22 protein-coding genes and 1 riboswitch are annotated in these 22,907 nt (G+C 61.3%); of the genes, 11 read left to right on the top strand and 11 right to left on the bottom strand.

All coding sequences use genetic code 11. The features are described 5' to 3' along the window. Positions 1-2 precede the first annotated feature (2 nt). Together HED64_RS00970 and HED64_RS00965 are read right to left on the bottom strand one after the other, a co-directional pair. A complete protein-coding gene (locus HED64_RS00970) occupies positions 3-485 on the bottom strand; it encodes a cation:proton antiporter regulatory subunit (protein ID WP_168150270.1) in 483 nt (160 codons plus the stop codon). Positions 486-559: 74 nt separating this feature from the next. Beyond that, positions 560-1,051 (bottom strand): SseB family protein, encoded by a 492-nt coding sequence (locus HED64_RS00965; protein ID WP_168150269.1) that lies wholly within the window; start codon positions 1,049-1,051, stop codon positions 560-562. A 110-nt stretch (positions 1,052-1,161) separates the two neighbouring features. Between HED64_RS00965 and HED64_RS00960 the strand changes: the two genes are divergently transcribed. Beyond that, positions 1,162-2,868: a fumarate hydratase gene (locus tag HED64_RS00960; RefSeq protein ID WP_168150268.1), complete on the top strand. Its 1,707-nt coding sequence runs from the start codon at positions 1,162-1,164 to the stop codon at positions 2,866-2,868. A gap of 112 nt (positions 2,869-2,980) precedes the next feature. On the opposite strand, the gene HED64_RS00955 is transcribed toward HED64_RS00960, so the two are convergent. From HED64_RS00955 to HED64_RS00940, 4 genes are all read right to left on the bottom strand, one after another. Beyond that, on the bottom strand, positions 2,981-4,258 hold the full coding sequence (locus tag HED64_RS00955; RefSeq protein WP_168150267.1) for an Nramp family divalent metal transporter: 1,278 nt from the start codon (positions 4,256-4,258) through the stop codon (positions 2,981-2,983). A gap of 65 nt (positions 4,259-4,323) precedes the next feature. After that, entirely contained in the window at positions 4,324-4,686 is a 363-nt protein-coding gene (locus HED64_RS00950; protein WP_168150266.1) for a hypothetical protein, read from the bottom strand. A gap of 301 nt (positions 4,687-4,987) precedes the next feature. Continuing rightward, positions 4,988-5,542, bottom strand: a complete 555-nt coding sequence (locus tag HED64_RS00945) for a hypothetical protein (RefSeq protein ID WP_132359163.1) — start codon at positions 5,540-5,542, stop codon at positions 4,988-4,990. Positions 5,543-5,593: 51 nt separating this feature from the next. Then, positions 5,594-6,421 (bottom strand): D-alanyl-D-alanine carboxypeptidase family protein, encoded by an 828-nt coding sequence (locus HED64_RS00940; protein ID WP_168150265.1) that lies wholly within the window; start codon positions 6,419-6,421, stop codon positions 5,594-5,596. Positions 6,422-6,596: 175 nt separating this feature from the next. On the opposite strand from HED64_RS00940, the gene dcd reads away from it, so the two are divergent. Continuing rightward, positions 6,597-7,178 (top strand): dCTP deaminase, encoded by a 582-nt coding sequence (gene dcd / locus HED64_RS00935; protein ID WP_132359159.1) that lies wholly within the window; start codon positions 6,597-6,599, stop codon positions 7,176-7,178. 83 nt (positions 7,179-7,261) lie between these two features. Here the strand turns inward: dcd and HED64_RS00930 are convergent, their stop codons facing one another. Next, on the bottom strand, positions 7,262-8,302 hold the full coding sequence (locus HED64_RS00930; RefSeq protein WP_245325586.1) for a malate dehydrogenase: 1,041 nt from the start codon (positions 8,300-8,302) through the stop codon (positions 7,262-7,264). A gap of 17 nt (positions 8,303-8,319) precedes the next feature. Beyond that, positions 8,320-9,669: an MFS transporter gene (locus HED64_RS00925; RefSeq protein WP_132359155.1), complete on the bottom strand. Its 1,350-nt coding sequence runs from the start codon at positions 9,667-9,669 to the stop codon at positions 8,320-8,322. Positions 9,670-9,913: 244 nt separating this feature from the next. Between HED64_RS00925 and HED64_RS00920 the strand changes: the two genes are divergently transcribed. From HED64_RS00920 to mnhG, 6 genes are read left to right on the top strand one after another with little or no spacing between them, the layout of a single operon-like run. Continuing rightward, positions 9,914-12,901: a Na+/H+ antiporter subunit A gene (locus HED64_RS00920; protein WP_168150264.1), complete on the top strand. Its 2,988-nt coding sequence runs from the start codon at positions 9,914-9,916 to the stop codon at positions 12,899-12,901. Continuing rightward, positions 12,898-13,359, top strand: coding sequence for a Na(+)/H(+) antiporter subunit C (locus HED64_RS00915; protein ID WP_132359151.1), 462 nt, complete (start codon positions 12,898-12,900; stop codon positions 13,357-13,359). Before HED64_RS00920 ends, HED64_RS00915 begins: the two co-directional genes overlap by 4 nt. Continuing rightward, a complete protein-coding gene (locus HED64_RS00910; protein ID WP_132359149.1) occupies positions 13,356-14,984 on the top strand; it encodes a Na+/H+ antiporter subunit D in 1,629 nt (542 codons plus the stop codon). The genes HED64_RS00915 and HED64_RS00910 overlap by 4 nt, the downstream gene beginning before the upstream one ends. Beyond that, on the top strand, positions 14,981-15,586 hold the full coding sequence (locus tag HED64_RS00905) for a Na+/H+ antiporter subunit E (RefSeq protein WP_132359147.1): 606 nt from the start codon (positions 14,981-14,983) through the stop codon (positions 15,584-15,586). Before HED64_RS00910 ends, HED64_RS00905 begins: the two co-directional genes overlap by 4 nt. A gap of 5 nt (positions 15,587-15,591) precedes the next feature. Then, positions 15,592-15,855 carry an MrpF/PhaF family protein gene (locus HED64_RS00900; protein WP_210149144.1) on the top strand — a complete coding sequence of 88 codons (264 nt, stop codon included), beginning with the start codon at positions 15,592-15,594 and terminating at the stop codon, positions 15,853-15,855. Beyond that, positions 15,855-16,262, top strand: a complete 408-nt coding sequence (gene mnhG / locus HED64_RS00895; protein WP_132359143.1) for a monovalent cation/H(+) antiporter subunit G — start codon at positions 15,855-15,857, stop codon at positions 16,260-16,262. The genes HED64_RS00900 and mnhG overlap by 1 nt, the downstream gene beginning before the upstream one ends. Positions 16,263-16,355: 93 nt before the next feature. Here the strand turns inward: mnhG and HED64_RS00890 are convergent, their stop codons facing one another. Beyond that, positions 16,356-16,610: a DUF4235 domain-containing protein gene (locus tag HED64_RS00890; protein ID WP_168150263.1), complete on the bottom strand. Its 255-nt coding sequence runs from the start codon at positions 16,608-16,610 to the stop codon at positions 16,356-16,358. A 71-nt stretch (positions 16,611-16,681) separates the two neighbouring features. Further along, a riboswitch (TPP riboswitch) is annotated at positions 16,682-16,803 on the top strand. A gap of 50 nt (positions 16,804-16,853) precedes the next feature. Here HED64_RS00890 and HED64_RS00885 point away from each other — a divergent pair. Both HED64_RS00885 and HED64_RS00880 read left to right on the top strand, forming a co-directional pair. Then, positions 16,854-17,477 (top strand): ECF transporter S component, encoded by a 624-nt coding sequence (locus HED64_RS00885; RefSeq protein ID WP_132359139.1) that lies wholly within the window; start codon positions 16,854-16,856, stop codon positions 17,475-17,477. Positions 17,478-17,493: 16 nt separating this feature from the next. Next, positions 17,494-19,869: an ATP-binding cassette domain-containing protein gene (locus tag HED64_RS00880; protein WP_245325585.1), complete on the top strand. Its 2,376-nt coding sequence runs from the start codon at positions 17,494-17,496 to the stop codon at positions 19,867-19,869. A 55-nt stretch (positions 19,870-19,924) separates the two neighbouring features. On the opposite strand, the gene HED64_RS00875 is transcribed toward HED64_RS00880, so the two are convergent. Then, the gene (locus HED64_RS00875; protein WP_168150262.1) at positions 19,925-20,392 is read right to left on the bottom strand and encodes an NUDIX domain-containing protein; all 468 of its coding nucleotides are present in this window, start codon (positions 20,390-20,392) and stop codon (positions 19,925-19,927) included. Positions 20,393-20,420: 28 nt separating this feature from the next. Continuing rightward, the gene (locus HED64_RS00870; RefSeq protein ID WP_168151074.1) at positions 20,421-21,296 is read right to left on the bottom strand and encodes an aminodeoxychorismate lyase; all 876 of its coding nucleotides are present in this window, start codon (positions 21,294-21,296) and stop codon (positions 20,421-20,423) included. 105 nt (positions 21,297-21,401) lie between these two features. Here HED64_RS00870 and cls point away from each other — a divergent pair, with 105 nt between their 5' ends. Next, positions 21,402-22,892: a cardiolipin synthase gene (cls, locus tag HED64_RS00865; RefSeq protein WP_210149142.1), complete on the top strand. Its 1,491-nt coding sequence runs from the start codon at positions 21,402-21,404 to the stop codon at positions 22,890-22,892. Positions 22,893-22,907: the final 15 nt, after the last annotated feature.

Genomic DNA, 22,907 nt, shown 5'->3' with positions numbered 1-22,907 from the left:
CCTTAGCCGTTGTTAATCAGGTGCGCCGCTTTTTCTAACCCCGCCGAGGTGCCGACGATGATCAGTACGTCCCCCGCATTAAGTTCAAAACCGGGAGTGGGGGAGGGGAAGACCTTGCCACTGCGGGAAATTGCGACGACGGAAGTGCTGGTTCGCGTGCGCAAATGGGTGTCACCAAGAGTCTGGTTAACGTACGGGCTTTCATGGCTGAGCACGAATTGCTGGGTATTAACACCGGGCAGATCGCGGTGCTGATCGCTCAGTTGTGTCACCAACTGGGGAGCGCCGAGCATGGCACCAATGGCACCGGCTTCCTCAACGCTCAACGGAATCGACGCGGCACAGGCGTCGGGGTCATCTCGTTGAGAAATAATCAACTGCATGGTGCCGTCACGCAGGATCACCACACCCACTCGGCGCCCGGACGCGAGGATGATTTCGCGCCGGACACCGAGCCCGGGCAGGGAGGTATCTTCAAAATCCATATACACACTCTAAACCTCGCCGCCGTCTAAACGGTGCGAGGTAGCGAAGCGCACATTTTTTGAGGTTGTTGCCTTTACTTCGTGGGGTTTTTCGGCGTTCCGTCGAGGTTGAATTCTTCACGAATGGTGCGGACTCCCGCGTCGTCAATCTCGAAACATAGTTCGTCTCCGGGGTTGATCACCAGACCGGTGTCCTGCAGGGAACGGATGACGGTTCCGCCCAGAACCTGGACGCCGTACGGTGCCACGTCGATGTAGGCGCCGGGGATGCGACCCAGATCGGTGAACAGCGCGATGACCGGACGGCCCTGAGCATTTTGGAGCAGCATCGGCTGGGCATTATGCGATTCGCCGGTGACCTTTTCACGGCTGAGGAAGAACACCTCAGAATTCATGAAGGTGGCAATGACTTGGCCATTCAGCGCCGGGTCATGCTGTGCGGCGCGGATCATCATTTCAAAGTGGTTGGCCGGGCCGGTGGTGGCCGCAGTGGTTTCGGGGCCCGCGGTAGCTGTGGCTTCGGTGGTCTCGGAGGTGCTTGTGGCTGATTCGTTCTCTTCGCTCATGCCCCCAAGCATCCCTATATTGCGCCCGGCAATGCAACCCGATGTCTGGTTGTAGGGCCCGGCGTCCTAGAATGGGTGCATAAGTTTTGTTTCAGTTGCGAGGAAGCCTGATGCCCGAATTCCAGTATGAAGACCTTTTGCCCATTGGGGCAGACGAGACCACCTACCGCCAGATTTCGACTGATGGCGTGCGCACCGTGGAGGGCCCGGGAGGCCGAACCTTCCTCGAAGTGGATCCGGAGGCGCTGGAAAATCTGGCCACCACCGCACTTCACGACATCTCGCACTACCTGCGTCCGGCGCACCTGCAGCAGCTGCGCAACATCCTTGATGATGAGGAAGCCAGCCCGAACGATAAGTTCGTGGCCCTTGACCTGCTGAAGAACGCCAACATCGCCGCCGGCGGCATCCTGCCGATGTGCCAGGACACCGGAACCGCGATTGTCATGGGCAAGCGGGGTCAGCAGGTGCTGACCCAGGGCCCGGATGAAAAGGCTCTGTCCAAGGGCATCTACGATGCCTACACCACGCTGAACCTGCGCTACTCGCAGCTCGCGCCGCTGACCACGTGGGAAGAAAAGTCCACGGGGAACAACCTGCCGGCGCAGATCGAGATTTACGCCGACACCGAGGCCGGTCACGAAAACCAGTACAAGTTCCTGTTCATGGCCAAGGGTGGCGGATCGGCTAACAAGTCCTTCCTGTACCAGGAAACCAAAGCCATCCTGAACGAAAACTCGATGCTGAAGTTCCTCGACGAGAAGCTGCGTTCATTGGGAACCGCGGCCTGCCCGCCGTACCACCTCTCCATCGTCATCGGCGGAACCAGCGCCGAATTCGCGCTGAAGACCGCCAAGTACGGTAGCGCCAAGTACCTGGACAACCTGCCGACCACCGGCGCGATGACCGGCCGCGGATTCCGCGACATCGAGCTGGAGGACAAGGTCCTCGAGCTGACTCGTCACTTCGGCATCGGTGCCCAGTTCGGTGGCAAGTACTTCTGCCACGACGTGCGTGTTGTCCGTTTGCCGCGCCACGGTGCCTCGCTGCCGGTGGCTATTGCCGTCTCCTGCTCCGCCGACCGCCAGATGCTCGCCAAGATCACCCCCGACGGTGTCTTTGTGGAGCAGCTGGAAACCGATCCGGCGCGCTTCATGCCAGATGCCTCGCACCCGGCTCTCGCCGCGCACGACGAGGAAACCGACGGTGTCACCGGAACCGGTGGATCCTCTGTGGTGAAGATCGACTTGAATCAGCCGATGGAGCAGATTCTGGCCGAGCTGGATAAGCACCCGGTCAAGACCCGACTCTCGCTCTCGGGCCCGTTGGTCGTGGCGCGCGATATCGCGCACTCCAAGATCAAGGACCGCCTGGACGCCGGCGAAGAAATGCCGCAATACCTCAAGGATCACCCGGTCTACTATGCCGGTCCGGCCAAGACCCCCGAAGGCATGGCCTCGGGTTCCTTCGGACCGACCACGGCAGGACGCATGGACTCCTACGTGGATCAGTTCCAAGCCGCCGGTGGTTCCATGGTCATGCTGGCCAAGGGTAACCGTTCCAAGCAGGTGACTGATGCCTGCAACACCCATGGTGGTTTCTACCTGGGTTCCATCGGTGGCCCCGCTGCACGTCTGGCTCTGGATTGCATCAAGAAGGTTGATGTTCTTGAATACGAAGAGCTCGGCATGGAAGCCATCTGGAAGATCGAGGTTGAGGACTTCCCGGCCTTCATCGTGGTGGATAACAAGGGTGAAGACTTCTTTGCCGAAACCCTAAAGCCGACCTTCACCGGTATTCCGGTGCGCGCCAAGTAGTTTTTGCCGCCCCGCGAACCCGAGGGGCAATAAATGAGGGGTGTGGGAGTGAATATTAATTCACTCCCACACCCCTCATTTGTGTGTACTGTCAGTTCTTGGCGGAGGCAGATTATCCGCGGATGGTCAGCACGATCAACAGCACGTTCAGTGAGACCAGCAACACCGAGATCAGGATCCCTGCGGCGGTGGTGAACCAGCGGTTGGCATGCTGGCCCATCACGCTGGTGCGGGCCGTAAGGTTGACCAGCGGAATCAGTGCGAAGGGAATGCCGAAGGACAGCGCCACCTGACTCAGGATCAGGGCAAGGGTCGGATCCACACCCGCGGCAAGAATCACCAATGCCGGAGCGAGCGTGACCAAGCGACGGCCCAACAACGAAATGTTGCGATGCAACAACCCCGCCATGATTTCTGCGCCAGCGTAGGCACCGACGGCGGTGGAGGCCAGGCCCGAGGCCAGCAGGCCGACGGCGAATAGCGTAGCGATGACCGGACCCAGGGCGGCGCCGAGCGCGGCATGGGCGCCCTCCAAGGATTCGGTTCCTTCAACACCTGCCAGGTTCACAGCGGCCAGCAGCAGCATGGCCACGTTCACCGATCCGGCAATGAGCATGGCAATGGAAACATCCCAACGCGTGGCCCTGAGCAGGCGCGGAATGGCCAGCATGTTGGGAACCTTGCCAAATCTGTCCCGAGCCAGGGACGAGTGGGCGTAAATGGCGTGGGGCATGATGGTGGCTCCCAGGATGGAGACCGCCAGCAGTACCGAATTAGTGTCGGCGAAGCGGGGGATCAGGCCGCCGGCCAAACCGGCTGCCTCGGGTGGGGCGATCACCACGCCGGCGCAGAAGCCCACCGCGATGATCAATAGCAGCCCAATGACAATGCGTTCAAAGACCCAGGGACCGCGGCGGGACTGGATCAGCAACAGGCTCATCGAGATCACCCCGGTGATCAGACCGCCGGCCAGGAGCGGCAGCCCGAAGAGCAGGTAGAGGGCGACGGCTCCGCCAATGACTTCGGCGATGTCGGTGGCCATGGCCACCGCCTCGGCCTGAATCCAGTAGGCGAGCCGTCCGGCCCTGGAGCCGAAGCGTTCACGCAAAACCTCGGGAAGTGACTTTCCCGTCACCACCCCGAGCTTGGCGGAGAGATACTGCACCAGCCAGGCCATGATGTTTCCGCTGATGACCACCCACACCAGGAGGTATCCGTACTGGGCGCCGGCGCTCATATTTGCTGCGACATTGCCCGGGTCAAGGTAGGCCACGCCGGCCACCAGCGCTGGGCCCAGCATCCAGAGCAGGCGCTTGGCCGGTGGCAGTCGTGTGCTGGGTGATGCGGAGGTGTCGATGACTACGGTGGCATCGGAGATCTCTTTGGTCATGGTCCAGAGTAACCTGTTTTAGGCGTGTCTAAAACAGTGTGGTGCCAAGGCCGTAACAACGGATTTTAGTCAGCGGCTCCGCTGCCCCGACCAACCACTCGGCCGATCCACGAGTGCCAGTTCTTACCCCGACCATCCACGGGCGCGGGCAGAGGATCTGCTGCGTTGAGATGCGGCCAGGGCTGCCGGGTCATCTCCAAGTGATCGAGTTCCTCCAGCGGAACATAGCCGTACCAACTGCCCTGATCCACCCGCTCCAGGCGCTGGATGCCGTGGGCCCGTGATTCGAAATCACGATCCGCACGGTCAATGAATCCGCCAATGAGGTTCCCCTCCGGCAGATACGTCGGGTCGCTGAAATCGATGGAGTGCCACGTGGCTTTCGCGCTACAGCTAAAAAGTTCCTCGGCCTCGGATTGCTCGATCACCTTGCTCCATTGCGTGATGGGGCTGGAGCCAAACACCGGTTTTAGCTCCCAGCCAGATCCCGGATTCTCTCCGGTAGCGAGCAAAACAAGACGTTCCCGGGGGCCCAACGAGCTTCCGTTTTGCTCCGGACGGCAGAGAAACAAGACGCCGTTAACGCGTGCGAAATTTCCGTGGAGTGGACTTCCGTCGGGCAGGAACCATTGATTCGGATAGAACCGTATCTTCGGAGGTTCGTCGTTGTTGGCCATTACCAACATGCTACGTCGGGTTGGGTGACCACGGCGATTTGGGACGATCGGTCTAGCGGAAGAATCTCCAGAACGGCTTTTGCGGCGTCTCGGGCCATGGCTCGCGACGAATCTCTAACTTCTCAAGCTCGTCCAACGGAACAAATCCGTGCCACGTTCCGACATCGAGCCGGTGGAGGTGCTCCATGGTTTGGCGTGTGGCCTCGAGGTCCTTGTTGATGAAACCCATGTAGCCGCCGACCAGATTTTCTTTCGGAAGATAGTCAAGACCCGTGATGGTGATGCCGTGCCACACGATGCTGCCGCTACACGCGAAGGTTTCTTCGGCATCGGTGCGCGCGATCGTCTTGGTCCATTCGGTGTGAGAGCAGCTCGGGTACTCCCGCGTGAGCTGCCATTCGGTTCCCGGACGTTCCGCGGTGGAGATGAGGATCAACTCTGTGACCTCGTCCGTGCCGAGTTGTGGACGCACCGATCGGCAGGCATATAGTCTTCCGCCATACCGCGCGTACGTCCCATCAAGTGGGATGCCGCCGGGCAGGAAGGGTGAATACGGCAGGAAGTTCTCCACCATTGGGGCGGAATCATCGCTGGGTATGATCGGCATGCTATCGGAAAATTTTGGGTCGGCGTGGAACCGGCACCACGACGTGGAAGCCTAGCGGGCGAAGTCGTATCCGATGGACCAGTCACGGTAGGGCGGCAAGAAACGAAGGACCAGCAGTGATTCACGCTGGGCTTTGATATCCGATGCGCTGGGAGTCTTGACCTTGGAGGCCTTGAGTAGGGCAGCGTGGTAGTCCTCGAAGGTCCCGGCACCGGAAGCGTTCATCGCCTTGGCATGCTCAACGCCGATGTAGCGCAAGTGCCATGGTTCGTACTTGTATCCGGTGACCTTCTCACCGTCGGAGGGGTAGCGCACGATGAAGCCGAATTTTTCGGCGTTGGCAGCCAGCCACTTGCCACCCTCGGTCTCCCCGAAGCATGACTTGAGATTGCAATATCCGCTGCTGAGCCCCACATCCGCGGCAAGACCCAACTGGTGTTCGCTGGTTCCGGCCTCCGCGGAGATGCGCATGGCGTAGTCGGTGCCGTAGCTGGCAACGTAACCGTTAAAGAGAACCTTTTGGCGGTCGTAAGAACGGTAGGCACTCAGCGCGCTCAACGACTGGGAGTCGGCACGAGCCGCCTGGAGCAGTTTTTCCAGGGCAGTTGCCGCTTCTTGACGCAGTTCGAGGCTGGTTCCCGAAACCGATCGAAGATCCTTGGGGGTGTAATTGGCCGGGGACAGGGGCTCGGCCCGACTGACCAGGGCCAGCACTGAAGCGTGATTCTTGGTCAGTTCCCCGGTCGTCGGTGCCTTGGGGGCACCGGCAATCTGCACCGTATTCACGGGGTCCAGGGGAGTGGCCTGGGCACCAAGGGGTGCCGCCGCAAGGCTGACGCCGAGCACGAGCGCGGAGATACCGACACGAAAGAAAGACACAAGGCCCCTTCGGAAAAAGCTGGATGGAACTATCTCAGGATAGCCGTTACCTACCGGTTCTCGCCTAGCTCGGGCCATGAAAGATGGGCGAGGATCGAAGATTGTGGCCATAGTTGATGATGGAGCTCGGGTCACCAATGCCGCGCGGACGGTAGGGATGCGATAATTTGTTACTGTGCTGATTTCTGATGGTGATATTCGACTCGAGCTCGCTTCCGGGCGTATTAAGCTCGACCCCTTCGACCCGGCGATGGTCCAGCCGGCAAGCGTGGATGTGCGCATTGACCGGTTCTTCCGGCTCTTCGACAACCACAAATATGCCCACATTGACCCGTCGATCGACCAGCCGGATCTGACCCGCCTGGTTGAGGTGGATCCCGACGAACCCTTCATCCTGCACCCGGGCGAGTTTGTGCTGGGTTCAACGTACGAAACCGTGACCCTGCCCACCGATGTTGCCGCCCGCTTGGAAGGCAAAAGCTCGCTGGGCCGACTCGGCCTGCTGACCCACTCGACCGCCGGATTCATCGACCCGGGATTCTCCGGCCACGTGACCCTGGAACTGTCCAATATGGCCACCCTGCCCATCAAGCTGTGGCCCGGGTCGAAAATCGGCCAGTTGTGCTTCTTTAAGCTTTCCTCACCGACCGAGCACCCCTACGGCTCCGGCGCCTACGGCAACCGCTACCAGGGGCAGCGTGGTCCCACCGCGTCGCGCAGTCACCTGAACTTCCACCGCACGATCTTAGAAAAGTAGTCATGCGATGCGGGGTGCCGCCAGAAGGCGCCACCCCGAATCGCGCGCAGCATTTTTGGTACCCGGCGCCGCTAGCCTCCTGCTCACCGTTTGCGGGTGAGCAAACCCAACGCCGTGACCATCTCGCGTTCCTCGATGAGTTCTTGAACCGAGCGATCGATACGAGCGCGCACCTCGGGATCCACGCTGAGCCCCTGCACGATTTCCAAGTTCCCGTGCTGGCCCCGAACCGGGAATGAACTGATCAGTCCCTGCGGCACGTTGTAGGAACCATCGGAAACCACACCCGCCGATGTCCAGGCGTCCTGGGTGCCCACAACCCAGTCGTGCACATGATCCACGGCCGCTGCCGCCGCCGACGCGGCAGATGATGATCCTCGGACGGTGATGATTTCCGCCCCGCGCTTGGCCACGCCCGGAATGAAAGACTCGGTCAGCCACGAGCCTACCGCGGTGCTTCCGCCCAGTTTTTCCTGGAGCACATCGCTCAGGTGGCGCGTGGTGCCGTCGCTGGAGGTGAGTAGACCGTGGGTGATGTCCGGGACTTGGGTCGACGAGTGGTTTCCCCAAATGATGACGTTGCTGAGGGCCTTCACCGGGACTTCCAGCGTGAGGGCCAGTCGGGCGAGTGCCCGGTTGTGGTCAAGCCGGGTCATGGCGGTAAATCGTTGAGCCGGGACATCGGGTGCATGTGCCGAGGCGATCAGGGCATTGGTATTGGCTGGATTACCGACAACCAGGACGCGCACATCATCTGCCGCGGCGGCATTGATGGCCGCTCCCTGCGGCGCGAAGATCGCTCCATTGGCCGTGAGCAGGTCCGCGCGTTCCATCCCCGGACCCCGGGGCCGCGCCCCGACCAGCAACGCCACGTTCGTCCCATCGAAGCCCTGCGTGGGGTCATCGGTGACCTCCACGGAGTTCAGCGTGCCGAACGCGCAATCGACTAGTTCCAAGGCGGTGCCCTCGGCGGATTTCATCCCCGCCGGGATTTCCACTAAGCGCAGATCCACCGATGTTCCTGGACCAAACATGGCACCCGAGGCGATGCGGAAGAGTAGGGCGTAGCCAATCTGGCCTCCGGCACCGGTCACTGTCACTTTCATGCGATCTGCTGAGTTCATGTTTTTATGCCACTACGCTAGGCGTTGTTTTGGCTAGGGTTGCGGTGGGCACCAACGCGGGGGCCTCGCACCGGAATGAGCAACAGCAACCCGAGAAGTAGGACCACCAAGATGCCCAGGATTCCGTAGCGTTGAGCCTCGGCGACGTGTGGGGCTGCCAGGGCAATGGCTGCGGCAAAGAGGGCAGGCGCCAGGAAACTGACGGCGCGGCCCGTGGTGGCATACAGGCCGAAGAGTTCACCCTCCTGACCCTGGGGAGCCAACCGGGCCAGGAAGGCGCGGCTGGAGGACTGGGCCGGGCCGACAAAGAGGCACAGCATCAATCCGAAGAGCCAGAATCCCGAGGCATCGGGGGAGAGGAAGACTCCCATGCCCGCGATCAGCAGCCCAATGAGTGATCCGATGATCACGCGTTTGGGGCCGATCTTGTCATCAAGCAGTCCACCGAGCATGGCCCCGAGCGCGGCGACCACGTTGCCGGCGATGGCGAAGATGATCACCTGCTGCAGCGGGAACCCGAAGGTTCCAGCGGCGATGATGCCGCCGAAGGTGAAGACCGCCGCCAATCCGTCGCGGAAAACGGCGCTGGCCAGGAGGAAGAAGACGGTGTGGCGATCCGTGCGGGCCAGAGCCACCACCCGGCGCCACAACTCGGCGTAGGACTGCAGGATGCTGAAGCGTGCACCGGATGATGGACCGGGGATCTCCGGAACGGCAAAAAGTACCGGAAGCCCGAAGCCGAGGAACCACAGAGCCGAGAATACCGCGACCAGACGAAGGTTCAAGGCGTTAGTTTCGGAGGCGCCGGCCCAGTCAAAGAGCGGGGTCACCAGGGTGAACAGCACGATGGCCAGGGCCAAAATGCCACCGAGGTACCCCATGCCCCAGCCGAAGCCGGAGACCTTGCCAATGGTTGCTGGGGTGGAAATCTGCGGGAGCATGGCGTTGTAATTCACCGTCGCGAACTCGGAAAAGACCGAGGCCAGAGCGATGAGGCTCACGCCGAGAATCAGGAACCGTGGCTCCGGGAAGACGAAGAAGCAGGCGGCCGTCAGCCCGGCAACGATCACAGTGTTCACGCCCAGCCAGAAGCGGCGGCGCCCTCCGGCATCCGAACGTAGACCCGTGATCGGGGCCAGCAACGCAATGGCCAAGCCGGCGATGGCTAGGGCATTTCCCAAGACGACGGAATTGGCGTCCTTGTTCCCAAAAAGATCACTGGTCAGATACACGGTAAAGACAAAGGTGGTCATGACGGCGTTGATCGCGGCTGACCCCCAGTCCCAGGCTGCCCATGCCATGACGGGTTTGGTAATAATTTTCCGGTGGTCGGCCGAAGCATCAGATGCAACAGGAATCTCGCTCATGGGTGAATCGTAGCCGCATTGGAATAACTAGTGGTGTTAACCACGCTTTGGGCGCTACAGCACCGGGCACATTTCATTCAAATACCCCGGCATTAACAAACTGGCTTCCAGCATTATTCCCTTGAATACGGCCGGTACAACAGGGTGTTTTACCCATTTGCGGCGGCACGCGGCTGATAAGCTGAGAGCTGTCTTTTTGACCGTTTATTGCCAGTACGCTGGCCTATCGAACATAGGAGATCGTGTGCTCCTTGTCCTGATTGCGCTTTTCGCTGTTGCGGGAATTGCTCCATTTCTATTCCGGATGCTCGGCCGTTCAACGTTCTACGTTTTGGCTGCGGTTCCCGCTTTGGCCTTCGTCTGGCTTTTAGCTAATTTCTCGAGTTTCATCGAGGCCGATCAGGGTGCTGCCAGCGGTTCACCCAATGCTCCGCCGGTTCAGATGTTCAACTGGCTCCCGTCTCTGGGTGTGCACCTTGATTTCCGGATGGACGCGCTCGCCGCGGTGTTGTGCCTGCTGGTTCTCGGAGTCGGCGCCCTGGTGCTGTTCTACTGCGCCCGCTACTTCAAGAACGAAGATCCGCACACCGGAGCATTTGGTGCGCAATTACTCGCCTTCGCGGCCTCCATGTTCGGTCTGGTGACCGCCGATGACATGATCCTGATGTTCATCTTCTGGGAATTGACCACCATTCTTTCGTTCCTTTTGATCGGCTTCAACCGCACACGAATGGGCGCACGACGTTCCGCGCTTACGGCCCTGATGGTCACCACCTTCGGCGGTTTAACAATGTTGGCCGGGCTGATCATGCTCGGCACCGCCGCCGGTACTTATCGCATCTCCGAGGTTTTGGCACTGGCGCCGGAACTCACGAGGATGGGTACCTACATCGACGTGGCCATCGTCTTGATGTTGGTGGGTGCCATTTCCAAATCGGCGCTGATCCCGTTCCATTTCTGGCTTCCGGGCGCCATGGCGGCACCCACCCCGGTCTCCGCCTACCTGCATGCCGCAGCGATGGTCAAGGCCGGAATTTACCTGATTGCCAGATTCGCACCGGGATTCCACGAAACAGCGTTTTGGCAGCCGGTGCTGCTCTGGCTCGGATTGGCCACCATGCTTATCGGTGGTTGGCGAGCGCTGAAGCAAAACGACCTCAAATTGGTTTTGGCCTACGGCACGGTGTCCCAATTGGGTTTCCTGGTCTTGATCCTAGGCATCGGAACCCCCAACGCCGCCATGGCCGGGCTGGCCATGATGTTGGCCCACGGATTCTTCAAAGCAACGCTCTTCTTGATCGTGGGAATCATTGACCATAAGTCGGGTACCCGCGATATTCGTCAACTTTCGGGCTTACGCTCTTCCTCACCGGTGCTTTTTGTTGTAGCAGTCATTGCCGCGGCGTCCATGGCCGGCGTACCGCCACTTTTCGGTTTTGTGGCCAAGGAAGCCGTCTACGAGTCGCTGCTTGAACATGCCAGCAGCAACGGTGCTCCCGGCATGGTGTTGCTGCTGGGCGTGATGCTCGGTTCAGCGATGACCTTCGCCTACGCTGCACGCTTCCTCTGGGGCGGCTTCGCACGTAAGGCCGGCATGAAACCCACTCCGTTCCCTAAGGTGCCGTGGCTTTTCCTGGCCCCCTTGCTGGTACTCACTCTGGCTACCGTAGTCTTTGCCTGGGTCCCGGGCAGCCTTGAGGCGGCCATCACCCCCTATGTGGGGCTATTCCCCGCCGCCGATCACCCCATCCACCTGGCCATCTGGCACGGATTCACCCCGGCGCTGGGACTGAGCCTGGTGAGTATGAGCGCCGGTGTCGTGATCTTTGTGGCACGCAAGCGGATCTCCAAGGTCCAAGCGATGGTGCCTGCTTACTTTGATGCCGAGCGTGACTACAAACTCATCATCACCGGCGTGGATAACCTGGCGATTTGGCTCACCGGACGAACCCAGCGTGGTTCGCTCTCGTTCTACCTCGTGGTAATCCTGATGACGGCACTGGTACTTCCAACCGTTGTCTCTTTGTGGCTCCAGACCCCGGCGCCGGGAAACCTGATCGCCTTTGATACCCCGGCCCAGCTGGTCATCGGCTGCATCATGATTCTCGGTGCCCTCGGCGCCCTGCAGGCCAACCGTCGATTCTTGGCCGTGCTGATGGTCTCGGTCAGTGGTTACGGCATGGCAGCAATCTTCGCCCTCCAAGGCGCCCCCGATCTGGCTGTCACCCAACTCTTGGTGGAAACCATTGTGCTGGTCGCCTTTGTTCTGGCGCTGCGTGCCTTGCCGGTAGAACTCTGGAGCAAAAACCCCACCGGGCACCGGTTGGTTCGAGCCCTCATCGGGATCGGCTTCGGAGCGTCGATGATTTACATTGCCGCCACGTCGATGGCCTCGCGCATCGCCGATCCGATTTCCCTGGCTTACCCGGAATTGGCCTACACCGGGGGAGCTGGCAAGAACATCGTGAACGTCACCCTGGTGGATATGCGCGCCTGGGACACCTTCGGTGAAATCACCGTGTTGGCGGCAGCCGCCACGGGTGTGGCATCACTGATCTTTGTCCGCGGACGCGGGGACAAAACCCTTAATGCCGCCTTAGTACCGCGTGGCTCGGTTGACCACGGCTCGGAGGCCATTGGCGGAGCAAGCCACAGCCGCTCGGGCATGGCGGTGGCCAAGAATTTTGCGATCTCCAGTAAGGACTCGTGGCTGGTCGCCGGGCATACCCTGGCTCCGGAACGACGTTCCATCACCTTTGAGGTGGTGACCCGGCTGCTCTTCCACACCATCTTGCTGGCCTCGGTCTATCTGCTGTTGGCCGGGCACAACACTCCCGGTGGTGGTTTTGCCGGTGGACTGTTGGCCGGCCTGGCGCTGGCCATCCGGTATCTGGCCGGGGGACGCGTGGAATTGGCCGAGGCCATCCCGGTCAGCCCCGGAACGCTGATGGGCTCCGGCCTAGCATTGGCAGCGGCCAGCGCCGTGGCGCCACTGTTCTTCGGTGCGCAGATCTTCACTTCCGCTGCCATCGAATTCAGCTGGCCGCTCTTCGGGGATCACAAGTTTGTCACCTCCACCATCTTCGACATCGGGGTGTACCTGGTGGTGGTCGGGTTGGTCATCGATGTGCTGCGCTCCTTGGGCTCGGAAATTGATGAACGCTCGGAGGGCCGCAGCCCTACCGATACCCATGACCTAGTTTCCGACGCAGAAACGGGGGTTGGTCGATGAGTACCAACGTCACCTTGTTGATCGTGATGGGTGTGCTCTTTGCGGTGGGCATCTATCTCTTACTCGAACGCTCCCTGACCCGGGTCTTGTTGGGCATTGTGGTGCTCGGCAACGGGGTAAACCTGTTGATCCTGGCCTCCGGCGGTCGCCGCGGAGAGGCTCCACTTTATGAGGCGGACTTGGGGGCCGAGGAATACTCGGATCCGCTACCGCAAGCATTGATCCTCACCGCCATTGTGATCACGTTCGCCGTCACCGCCTTCATGCTGGGGATGATCTACCGTTCCTGGGCCATCTCCCGGGCCGACGTTGTGGCGGATGATGACGAGGATCTTCGTGTCTCGCAGCAGTCAACCTTCGACTTCGAGGAAGACTCACCGGTCCCCGAAGACACCACCGAATTTGATGGGGACGAAATCCAACCCGACACGATCCAAGAAACGGGGCCACGCGCATGATCGATGCACCGCTTTCGGCCGTGTCCTTTGCCCCGTTGGCCGTTGCCCTGCCGATTTTTGGTGCGGCACTGGCCTTCATCATGCGCCGCAAGCGCCGCACCCAGATCACCGTAACCATCAGCGTTTTGGTCATCACCCTATGCCTGGAAATCTGGATGCTGGCCACGGTCTGGGGCGGCGGCACCTACGCCGTCACGCTCGGCGGCTGGGCACCACCCTTCGGCATCTCGATGGTTGTTGATGGATTCTCCGCCTTCATGCTGGTGGTCTCCTCCGTGGTCTGCCTGGCGGTGCTGCTCTACGCCACCAGTCAGGGCATGGCCGATGGGGACGAAGATGGGCCGGTGTCCATCTTCCATCCCGCCTACCTGATTCTGGTGGCGGGCGTATCAAACGCCTTCCTGGCCGGGGATCTGTTTAACCTCTACGTGGGCTTCGAAATTCTGCTCACCGCATCCTATGTGCTGCTGACCCTGGGCGGCACCGTGGCCAGAATCCGGGCCGGGACCACCTACGTGGTGGTTTCGGTGCTTTCCTCGATGCTGTTCTTGATCTCCATTGGCATGATCTATGCCGCCACCGGCACCGTGAACATGGCCGATCTGTCGCTGAAATTGGCAGAAATTGCCCCCGGCACCCAGACGGTCTTGCACGTGATGCTGCTGGTCGCCTTCGGGATCAAGGCAGCTGTCTTCCCGCTGTCCTTCTGGCTCCCAGACTCCTACCCGACGGCTCCGGCCCCGGTGACGGCCGTTTTTGCCGGGTTGCTGACCAAGGTCGGGGTGTACGCCATCATTCGCACCGAGACCCTGTTGTTCCCGGGGAACAAATTCTCCACCGCCCTGTTGGTGGTGGCCGGGTTGACCATGCTGGTGGGGATCCTGGGTGCCGTGGCGCAGACGGATATCAAACGTATGCTCTCCTTCACCCTGACCAGCCACATCGGTTTCCTGATCTTCGGGGTGGCGGTGGGTAACCAGCTGGCCATGGGAGCCACCGTCTACTACGTGGCGCACCACATCGTGGTACAGACATCGCTCTTCCTGGTCGCCGGGCTGATTGAACGCCGGGCAGGAACCTCCAACATCGATCGGCTTGGCTCGCTGGCCAAACTCTCCCCGCTACTGGGCATGCTCTTCTTCATCCCCGCCATCAACCTCGGCGGCATTCCGCCGTTCTCCGGGTTCCTGGGCAAGCTGGGGCTGGTGCAAGGTGGTGCCGAGATGGGGACCCCGCTGGCCTGGGTCCTGATAGCGGTCTCGTTGCTGACCTCGCTGCTCACGTTGCTGACCATCGCGCGCATCTGGAACAGGGCGTTCTGGCGTAAGGCAGAAGACGCGGTGGATCCGGATCCGCTGTTGCTCGTTGGCGTCGGGGCGAAGCGCGGGGCCACCTACGACATCGTGGCCGATGAGCCCGGGAGCAAATACTCGGACCGCGGGGATTCGGCGTTGCTGCCCAAAGGCATGCTGGCCATGACCGGGGCACTGGTGTTGGTGGGTGTGGCCCTGACGGTGTTCGCCGGCCCGCTCTTTGACTTCAGTGACAGGGCAGCGGAGCAATTGCTGAATCCGGGACACTACATCGAAGCGGTGCTGGGTAGTACCGAGGGGAATTCGCCATGAGTCAGGATCAACGACTAAACGACGCCAAGGATGAGCAGGGAACACCGCAGCATGCCACGCTGCGCCAGGAACTTCCGCTGCTCGTGGGGATGATGCTGGTCTGGGGTGCCCTCTGGCAGGACTTCGCTCCCGGCAACCTGGTCTTTGGGCTGCTGATTTCGCTGCTGCTGGTGCGGGTCTTTAGATTACCGCCGGTCATCCTCTCCGGGCGTTTTAATATTTTGCGTGCCATCGGGTTCATCGGTATCTTCCTATGGGACGTGGTCCGCGCCAGTTTTGAGGTCATGTACCTGGCGATCTTCCGTGGTCCGCGCACCACCAGTGCCGTTGTTGCGGTGGAATTGCGCACCGAATCTGACCTCCTGGTCACCTTTGTCGGTCACGTGCTGACGCTGGTGCCCGGCTCCTACATTGTGGAGGTGGACCGACGAACCTCCACCTTGTACCTGCACGTGTTGAACGTGAACAGCACGCAGGACGCGGAAAAGGCCAGGGCCGCGGTGCTGAAGATCGAGGAACGGTTAATTCGCATCATGGGAACCAAAGAAGAACTTGCTGCCCTAGCGACCGAGAAGTCCTCCGTTAGCAAGGAAGAGGGATAAGAATCATGCACATTGTCTTGTGGATTTGCGGCGTGATGCTCTCGATTGCCGGAGCCTTGGCCATCATTCGGCTCGCCAAGGGGCCATCGATTCTGGAACGTGTCATCGCTACCGACGTTTTGCTGCTCATCGTCTCCGCGGCGCTCTGCATTGAGATGACGGTGAATCGGCACATCGACAATCTGATCTTCGTGTTGCTGGCCGCGATCGTCGGCTTTGTCGGCTCGGTGACGGTCTCGCGCTTTGTGACGGATCGGAGGAACGCCTGATGTGGGACACCATCATTGACGTTATTGCCGGGACCTTTATGATTCTGGGCTGCATGATGTCCCTGGCCGCGGGGATTGGCATGCTCCGCTTCCCGGACCTGCTCTCGCGCCTGCATGCGGCCACCAAGCCGCAGGTGCTGGGCCTGTTACTGCTGCTCAGTGCCCTGGCCCTGGAGCTGCGCTCCTGGTCCGTAGTGCCGGTGCTCATCTTGGCCTGGTTGTTGCAGCTGCTCACCGCGCCCATCTCCGCGCACATGGTGGGTCGGGCGGGCTATCGCACGCGTCACCTGAAGCGTGAAACTCTCGTCACCGATGAATTGGCCGCGGTGGTGGCCGCAGCGGGGGAGCGCGAGGACCACGAGAACGTGACCAAGCCCTCGACGGACCGCACGGACTTTATCGATTAAAAAGACTCCGCCAGAGACAGCGAAGGGGACAAGAACGCGAGTTCTTGTCCCCTTCGCTATATCAGCGGGGCGAAGGCCGCCGCCGGCAGGAGACTACTTGGTGAAGCGAGCGATGGCCTTCTGGGTGCCGCGGTCGGTGAACACCTGAATGAGGGCAGCGGTGATGGCCGAAAGAACTGCGAAGCCGATGATTTGACGCATACTGGCCTCGGCCTGGGCTTCCTTGTTGCCGCGTTTGGGCGGCTGCTGACCGGTGAAACCCATCCATGCCTTGTCAACGAGCTTTCCTCCAAGGAAGCCTGCGGCAAGAGAAATGGCCGGACCGATTAGTTTCATTAAGCTGTTCATGGGCTCTCCCGACGTCTGGCGAAAATTTTACCTTCCCCAGCCTATCGTGAGGTAGCATCGAACAACTGAAACCATCACGACAGGGGAGCGTCGCAGCGAAGTTATTCGCTGTAGGCGCTGAGAGTGCGAATAGTCGCAGACCCTCGAACCTGCTCCGGCTAGTACCGGCGAAGGAAGTCGAGTTCTCAGGGGTGCCAGTAACGGTTTTCCCTCCCCTCCTTGTATCCAAGGAGGATCATCACCATGAGCACCACCCACCAACCCACCGGGCAATCTTCGGCGCCAGCAACCTGGCGAGTGGTTGACATTGTTATTGCCGCAGTGATCGCCGTTTCATCCGGCGTCATCTTCTGGGCCTGGAACACCGGGCACCATCTGCTAGATGTACTCTTTTTGGCCTTCCCGCCGTCCTCGGCACTGCTGTCCGGAATGTGGCTATTTCCCGCGGTCCTCGGCGCACTGATCATTCGCAAGCCCGGCGCCGCGCTCTTCTGCGAAATGGTCGCAGCCTTGGTCTCGGCCCTACTGGGCTCCGAATACTCCTGGACCGTGCTGGTCTCCGGACTGATTCAGGGATTGGGCGCCGAAGCGGTCTTCGCCGCGTTCCGCTACCGCCGCTACAACCTGCCCGTTGCCCTGCTGGCCGGGGCCGCCACCGGATTATTCGGCGGCATCAATGACGCCTTCATTTTCCGTTGGTTCCCCGAATACACCACCAACATGCTGGTGATCTACGTGGTATTCATGACCATTTCCGGTGTCATCATCGCCGGACTGCTCTCCTTCTTCGGTACCCGTGCACTGGCCAAGACCGGTGCACTGGGAGCGCTGTCCAGCCGCAGGGCAGCCACCGAGCCGATCCTCTAGGACCGCGGAGCACCTCATGGGAACCGCATCGATGTTGCATGCCGCGGAAAGTGGAAACCGGCCATTGCGCCCGAACGCCACGGCCGTGTCTATCAGCGCCAAAAATTGGGGCTGGAGACATGCGGACCGTGCTGCCCCAGCGCTTTCGGGTCTGAATCTTCAGATCCCCGCCGGGTCCAGGGTCCTTCTGGCCGGGCCCTCCGGCGCGGGAAAATCCACGCTGCTCTACGCGCTGGCCGGTGTCCTGCACGAGGATGACGAAGCCCATTCGGAGGGCGAGCTGCTTCTTGACGGTGCCCCCGCGGGGTTGGGCCGCGGCTTGGTAGGACTGATGCAGCAGGACCCCGAAACTCAGGTGGTCCAGGCCCGGGTCGGGGACGATGTGGCCTTTGGCGCCGAAAACCTCTGCGTTGAACCGGAGGAAATCGCCCGACGCATCACCGAGGCGCTTGCCGCGGTGGGCCTTGAGGTGCCACTAGATCACCGCACCGCTGCCCTTTCCGGCGGACAAAAGCAGCGTTTGGCCCTGGCCGGGATCCTGGCCATGGGCCCGGGGCTGGTGCTGCTCGATGAACCCACCGCCAACCTGGACCCGGACGGGGTGCTGGAGGTGCGTGATGCGGTCATCAGTGCCGTGAACGCCAGCGGGGCAACACTCGTGGTGGTGGAACATCGCCTCGATGCATGGGCAGAACACATGGATACGGTGATCGTCTTGGAACCTGGCGGGGGAGTCGCCCATCAGGGAACCCCCGCGGAACTTTTTGCCCCCGGAGCCATTGCCGAGGAACTGAGCAACGCCGGAGTCTGGGTCCCCGGTTACACCCCGATGCTCGATCCGCTGCCGGTGTCTCAAGGCCGCGGCGCATTATTGTTGGAGGCCAGCGACGTTTCGGTGAGCCGACATCGCGGCGGGGCGCCCGCCGCCAGTAACCTTTCGCTGCGCATCAAGAGCTCCGAGGCATGGTGTATCAGTGGGGCCAACGGGTCAGGGAAATCAACCTTCGCCCTGACCCTGGGCGGACTATTGCCCCAAGCCTCCGGGAGCATCCTGGCCGCCAAGGAGCTCGCCGCAGGCGGTGAAAATAGGCCATATAACTGGCGGGCAGCGGAACTGGTGGGCCGCATTGGCTCGGTCTTTCAGGAACCAGAACACCAATTTGTGACCAATACGGTGCGAGAGGAACTGGCCTTCGGGCCGGCTCACGCCACCGATCCGACCAACGGCAAGGCACTCTTTAGCGTAGAACAGATCGAGGCGAAGGTCTCCGCGCTCTTGGAACGTCTGGGGCTGGAACACCTCGCCGAGGCCAACCCGTTCACCCTCTCCGGTGGGGAGAAACGGCGACTCTCCGTCGCCACGGTGTTGGCTGCCTCTCCGCGGGTGCTGATTCTCGATGAACCAACCTTTGGCCAAGACGCCAACACCTGGCGCGAACTGGCCCAGCTGCTGCGTGAGGAGCTCAGCAGCGGAACTGCGATCATCGCGGTGACCCACGATCAGGATTTTGCCGACGCCTTGGGTGCCCACAGCTTTGTGCTGGAGCCTGCTGCCCGCCCGGAAACGGTATCCGATTCCGCGCAGAAGGCACCGGCGGGATTATTGGAGGCAGATGCCCGCGGAAGCGCCAGCTTCCTGGGCAAGGCCAACCCGCTGGCCAAGCTGGTCGCGGTGATCCTGGCGACCCTCCCGCTGATCGTTTCCATGGATGCCGTCTCCAGCGGTTTGGTAGTCCTGGGCACCCTGCTGGCACTTCCGCTGGCGGGACTGTCCATCACCCGCTTTGCCGCCCGCGGCTGGCCATTGCTGGTGGCGGCGCTCTTTGGCGCCTGGGGCACAGCCCTGGTGGGAAACGACTCCGGGGCACTACTAGTGAATCTCGGAATCTTCACCATCACCCAGGGGTCGGTGGAGGCCGGCATCGCGACGGGTCTGCGCGCCTTTGCCGTGGCCATCCCGGCGGTCTTGGTGCTCTTCACCACCGACCCCACCGATCTGGCGAACGCGCTGGCACAGAAGGCCAAACTGCCACACCGCTTTGTGCTTGGCGCGCTGGCCGGCATGCGGCTGCTGGGATTGCTGATCGAGGAATGGACCACCCTGGGCATGGCCCGGCGGGCCCGTGGAGTGGGCGCACGCGGTTCGCTCACCGCTCGTCTGCGCGCCAACCTGGGCCAGGTTTTCGGGTTATTGGTTCAGGGAATCCGTCGGGCATCGCGGTTGGCGGTGACCATGGAAGCCAAGGGATTCGGGACCAGCGAGCGGACCTGGTTGCGGGCCTCCACCTATACCTTGCGTGATGCCGGAGTCGTGGCGGTCGGGCTGCTCGTGGGAGTCGGAGCCACCATCGCGGCCATGCTAATGGGAACCTGGAACCTGCTCTGGGCGTAGTAAACGCTGCACAAGGGTCGGTGGCACAACTGGTGCCACCGACCTATGTGCATAATCAGCCCTCGCCAAAGCCCAGCGAAGCGATCGCCGGCAGGGTGCCAGCGGCCAGATGATCTAGAACAAAGCGTTCGTGCTCGGGCATGGGCTCCGGTAACCGAGCCAGATCAAACCACTGCAGGTCGGCGCATTTGTCCGGTTCCATGATGGTGGCACTGCCCTCCCAGACGGTGGCACGGAAAAAGAAGTCAACACGTTCACCGCGCGGTGATCTCCCAGAATTACTGCGATGCAGCGTGCACAGTGGGAGCAGATCGTTGGGACGAATCCGCACACCCATTTCCTCACTGGCTTCGCGCACCGCCGCAGCGGAGGCGGATTCACCCGCCTCCACATGCCCGGCGGCCGCGCACGCCCAGTGCCCATCAAGGAACCCGGTATTCTGCCGCAATTGGAGCAAGACCTGATCCCCACGCAGAAAAACCACGTAGGAGGCGGGGACCAACTGCACCAAGGCTTGGCTCACGGTATCTCCCGATTTGTTGGTGCCGTGCCTAGGCGATGTTGTTAACCATGGCGGTGAGTTCGGCGTGCAATTCCCGATCCAGCGTCAGCGTGGTGCCGTCGATGGAATTCACCGGAGCGAGCAGCCGGATGCTGGAGACCAGCCACACGCCATCGGCATCCATCAGGTGTTCGGGGGTCAACGGTCCGTAACCCAATTCCCACCCGGCCGCACGAGCCGCCTCAAAAATGGCCCCCTGCGTGGTTCCCGGCAGGATCCCCGTTTCCAGGGTCGGGGTGATCAATCGCTTGATATCTCCGTCTCGGTGGGCCAGCAAAACCGTTGAGGTCGGGCCCTCCAGCACAATGCCGTCGCTGGAGGTGAAGATGACCTCGTCCACTCCCTGCTTTTTGGCGTGGCGCAGGGCGGCCATGTTCACCGCATAAGACAGCGTCTTGGCACCCATGAGCAACCAGGGGGCGCGCTCGGCGGCCCGCGAGTCATAACCGCGATCCAGCAGCATTACCGAAACGCCGTTCTCACGCTGCAAGCGCCCTGATTCGGCGGCGGCGGAGACCATCACCCAGCAGGTTCCCTCCGAGGTGCCCTCGGGGCCACGGGTGGCCACCAGTTTCACTACCGCTTCGTCGCTCGGAGTCGCCGCATCAAAGGCGGCCACGGCGGTGCTGATGGCCGCGCGCCAGCGCTCCTCGTGGGGGAGGATGAGGTCGCAGGTTGATGCCGAGACGCGCAACCGCGCGAGGTGAGCATCAATCTTGCGCACCACCCCCTTGGTGTAGAGCATCGATTCGAAAATCCCGTCCCCGCGCGTCACCCCTTGGTCAAGCACGGAGAGCTGGGCGGTGGCGGCGTTGGCGATACGGCCGGTAGAAACGTCGGCGTCAAGGAACACAAGTGCAGTCATGGATACCAGATTACCGCCGTCGGGGTGCTCTGCGCTGCGTTCATCGACTGCTGCCGGTAGGCTGAGATCCATCGGGTAAACGCCCGCTGGCAAGGAGGGGCCTGAATGAGCGAGGGCAACGACGCGGTGAATATTTGGGCCGCCCTGTGGTCAATCGCCGTCGGTGTGGAGCTCACGATCAGGATCCTGATGATCGGTGTTGTGCCGGGGAACAGGCGACCGACCACCGCGATGGCGTGGCTGCTGACCATCTTCCTGTTGCCGGGCTTTGGGTTACTGCTCTATCTCATGATGGCCAACATCAAACTTTCGCGCCGCCGCATCGAGCGCCAGAGTCGAGTCAACCAGACCATCCTTGACGCCACCCAGCACCTCATTGGGGAGCGGTGGGCACCGGATGCCCCCGATTGGGTGAGCTCGGCGGTCGAACTCAATAGGACCCTGGGCGCCTTGCCGTTGCAATCGGGTAATGCCGTGGAATTTATTACCGGCTACCGCGAATCCTTGGATCAGATGCGCCTGGAAATCGACAAGGCCCAACACTACGTTCACGTGCAGTTCTACATCATCGGGTTAGATGAGAATTATGTGGAACCGATCCTCGATGCGCTCGAACGCGCGGTCGAGCGCGGGGTGAAGGTCCGCGTGCTCTTTGATCACCTGGGGACAATACGCGTCAAGGGCTATCGATCGCTGGTGAAGCGGATGAGCACCTCGGGGATCTTATGGCGTCGGATGCTGCCCCTGGCACCCTTCCAACGCCGGTGGCGTCGCCCGGATCTGCGTAATCATCGCAAGATTGTGGTCGTTGATGGCTCGGTGGCCTTCACCGGAAGTCAGAACCTTATCGAGCCGGGCTACAAGCGGGCCAGTGCCCACGCCATCGGCCGGCAGTGGGTCGAACTCATGGTGAAGGTTCGAGGCCCCCTGGTCACGAGCCTCGACGTCGTTTTTGCCACCGACTGGTCGCAGGAAACCGATGAAGACCTGCTCCAGGACCTGGTCCAGGATCATGGGGATGAGAACCTGGACACCGACGCGGGTGAGGACATTGGTCAGCTGGTACCCAGCGGGCCGGGGTTCGACGCGGAGAATAACTTGCGACTCTTCAACACCCTGATCTATTCGGCCACCGAACGTCTCTCGATCACCAGCCCCTACTTCGTTCCCGACGACTCGCTGCTCTACGCCATCACCACCGCCGCCCAGCGTGGTGTGGCGGTGGAACTCTTCGTCTGTGAAAAAGGTGACCAGGCTCTGGTCCAGCACGCCCAGCAGTCCTATTACGAGGCCTTGTTGCGGGCGGGGGTGCGCATCTACCGGTACCACGCACCGGCGGTGCTGCATTCAAAATGCATGGCGGTCGACGACGAGGTGGTGGTGATGGGCTCCTCGAATATGGACATGCGCTCCTTCTCGCTAAATCTTGAGATCACGCTGATGCTGCTGGGTGCGGATCTGGTCAGCGAGCTGATGAAGGTCCAGGACGGGTACCGGGCCAATTCCACCGAGCTGACGCTGGCTCAGTGGAAGCAACGCTCGATCTTCAGCCGTTGGATCGATAACGTGGCACGGCTTTCGGCCACCCTGCAATAGCTGGGCGCGCTGTGC

This window comes from Paeniglutamicibacter terrestris, assembly GCF_012271785.1.
Taxonomy (GTDB): Bacteria; Actinomycetota; Actinomycetes; order Actinomycetales; family Micrococcaceae; genus Paeniglutamicibacter; species Paeniglutamicibacter terrestris.
This window is presented reverse-complemented; position numbering and strand designations above follow the sequence as displayed.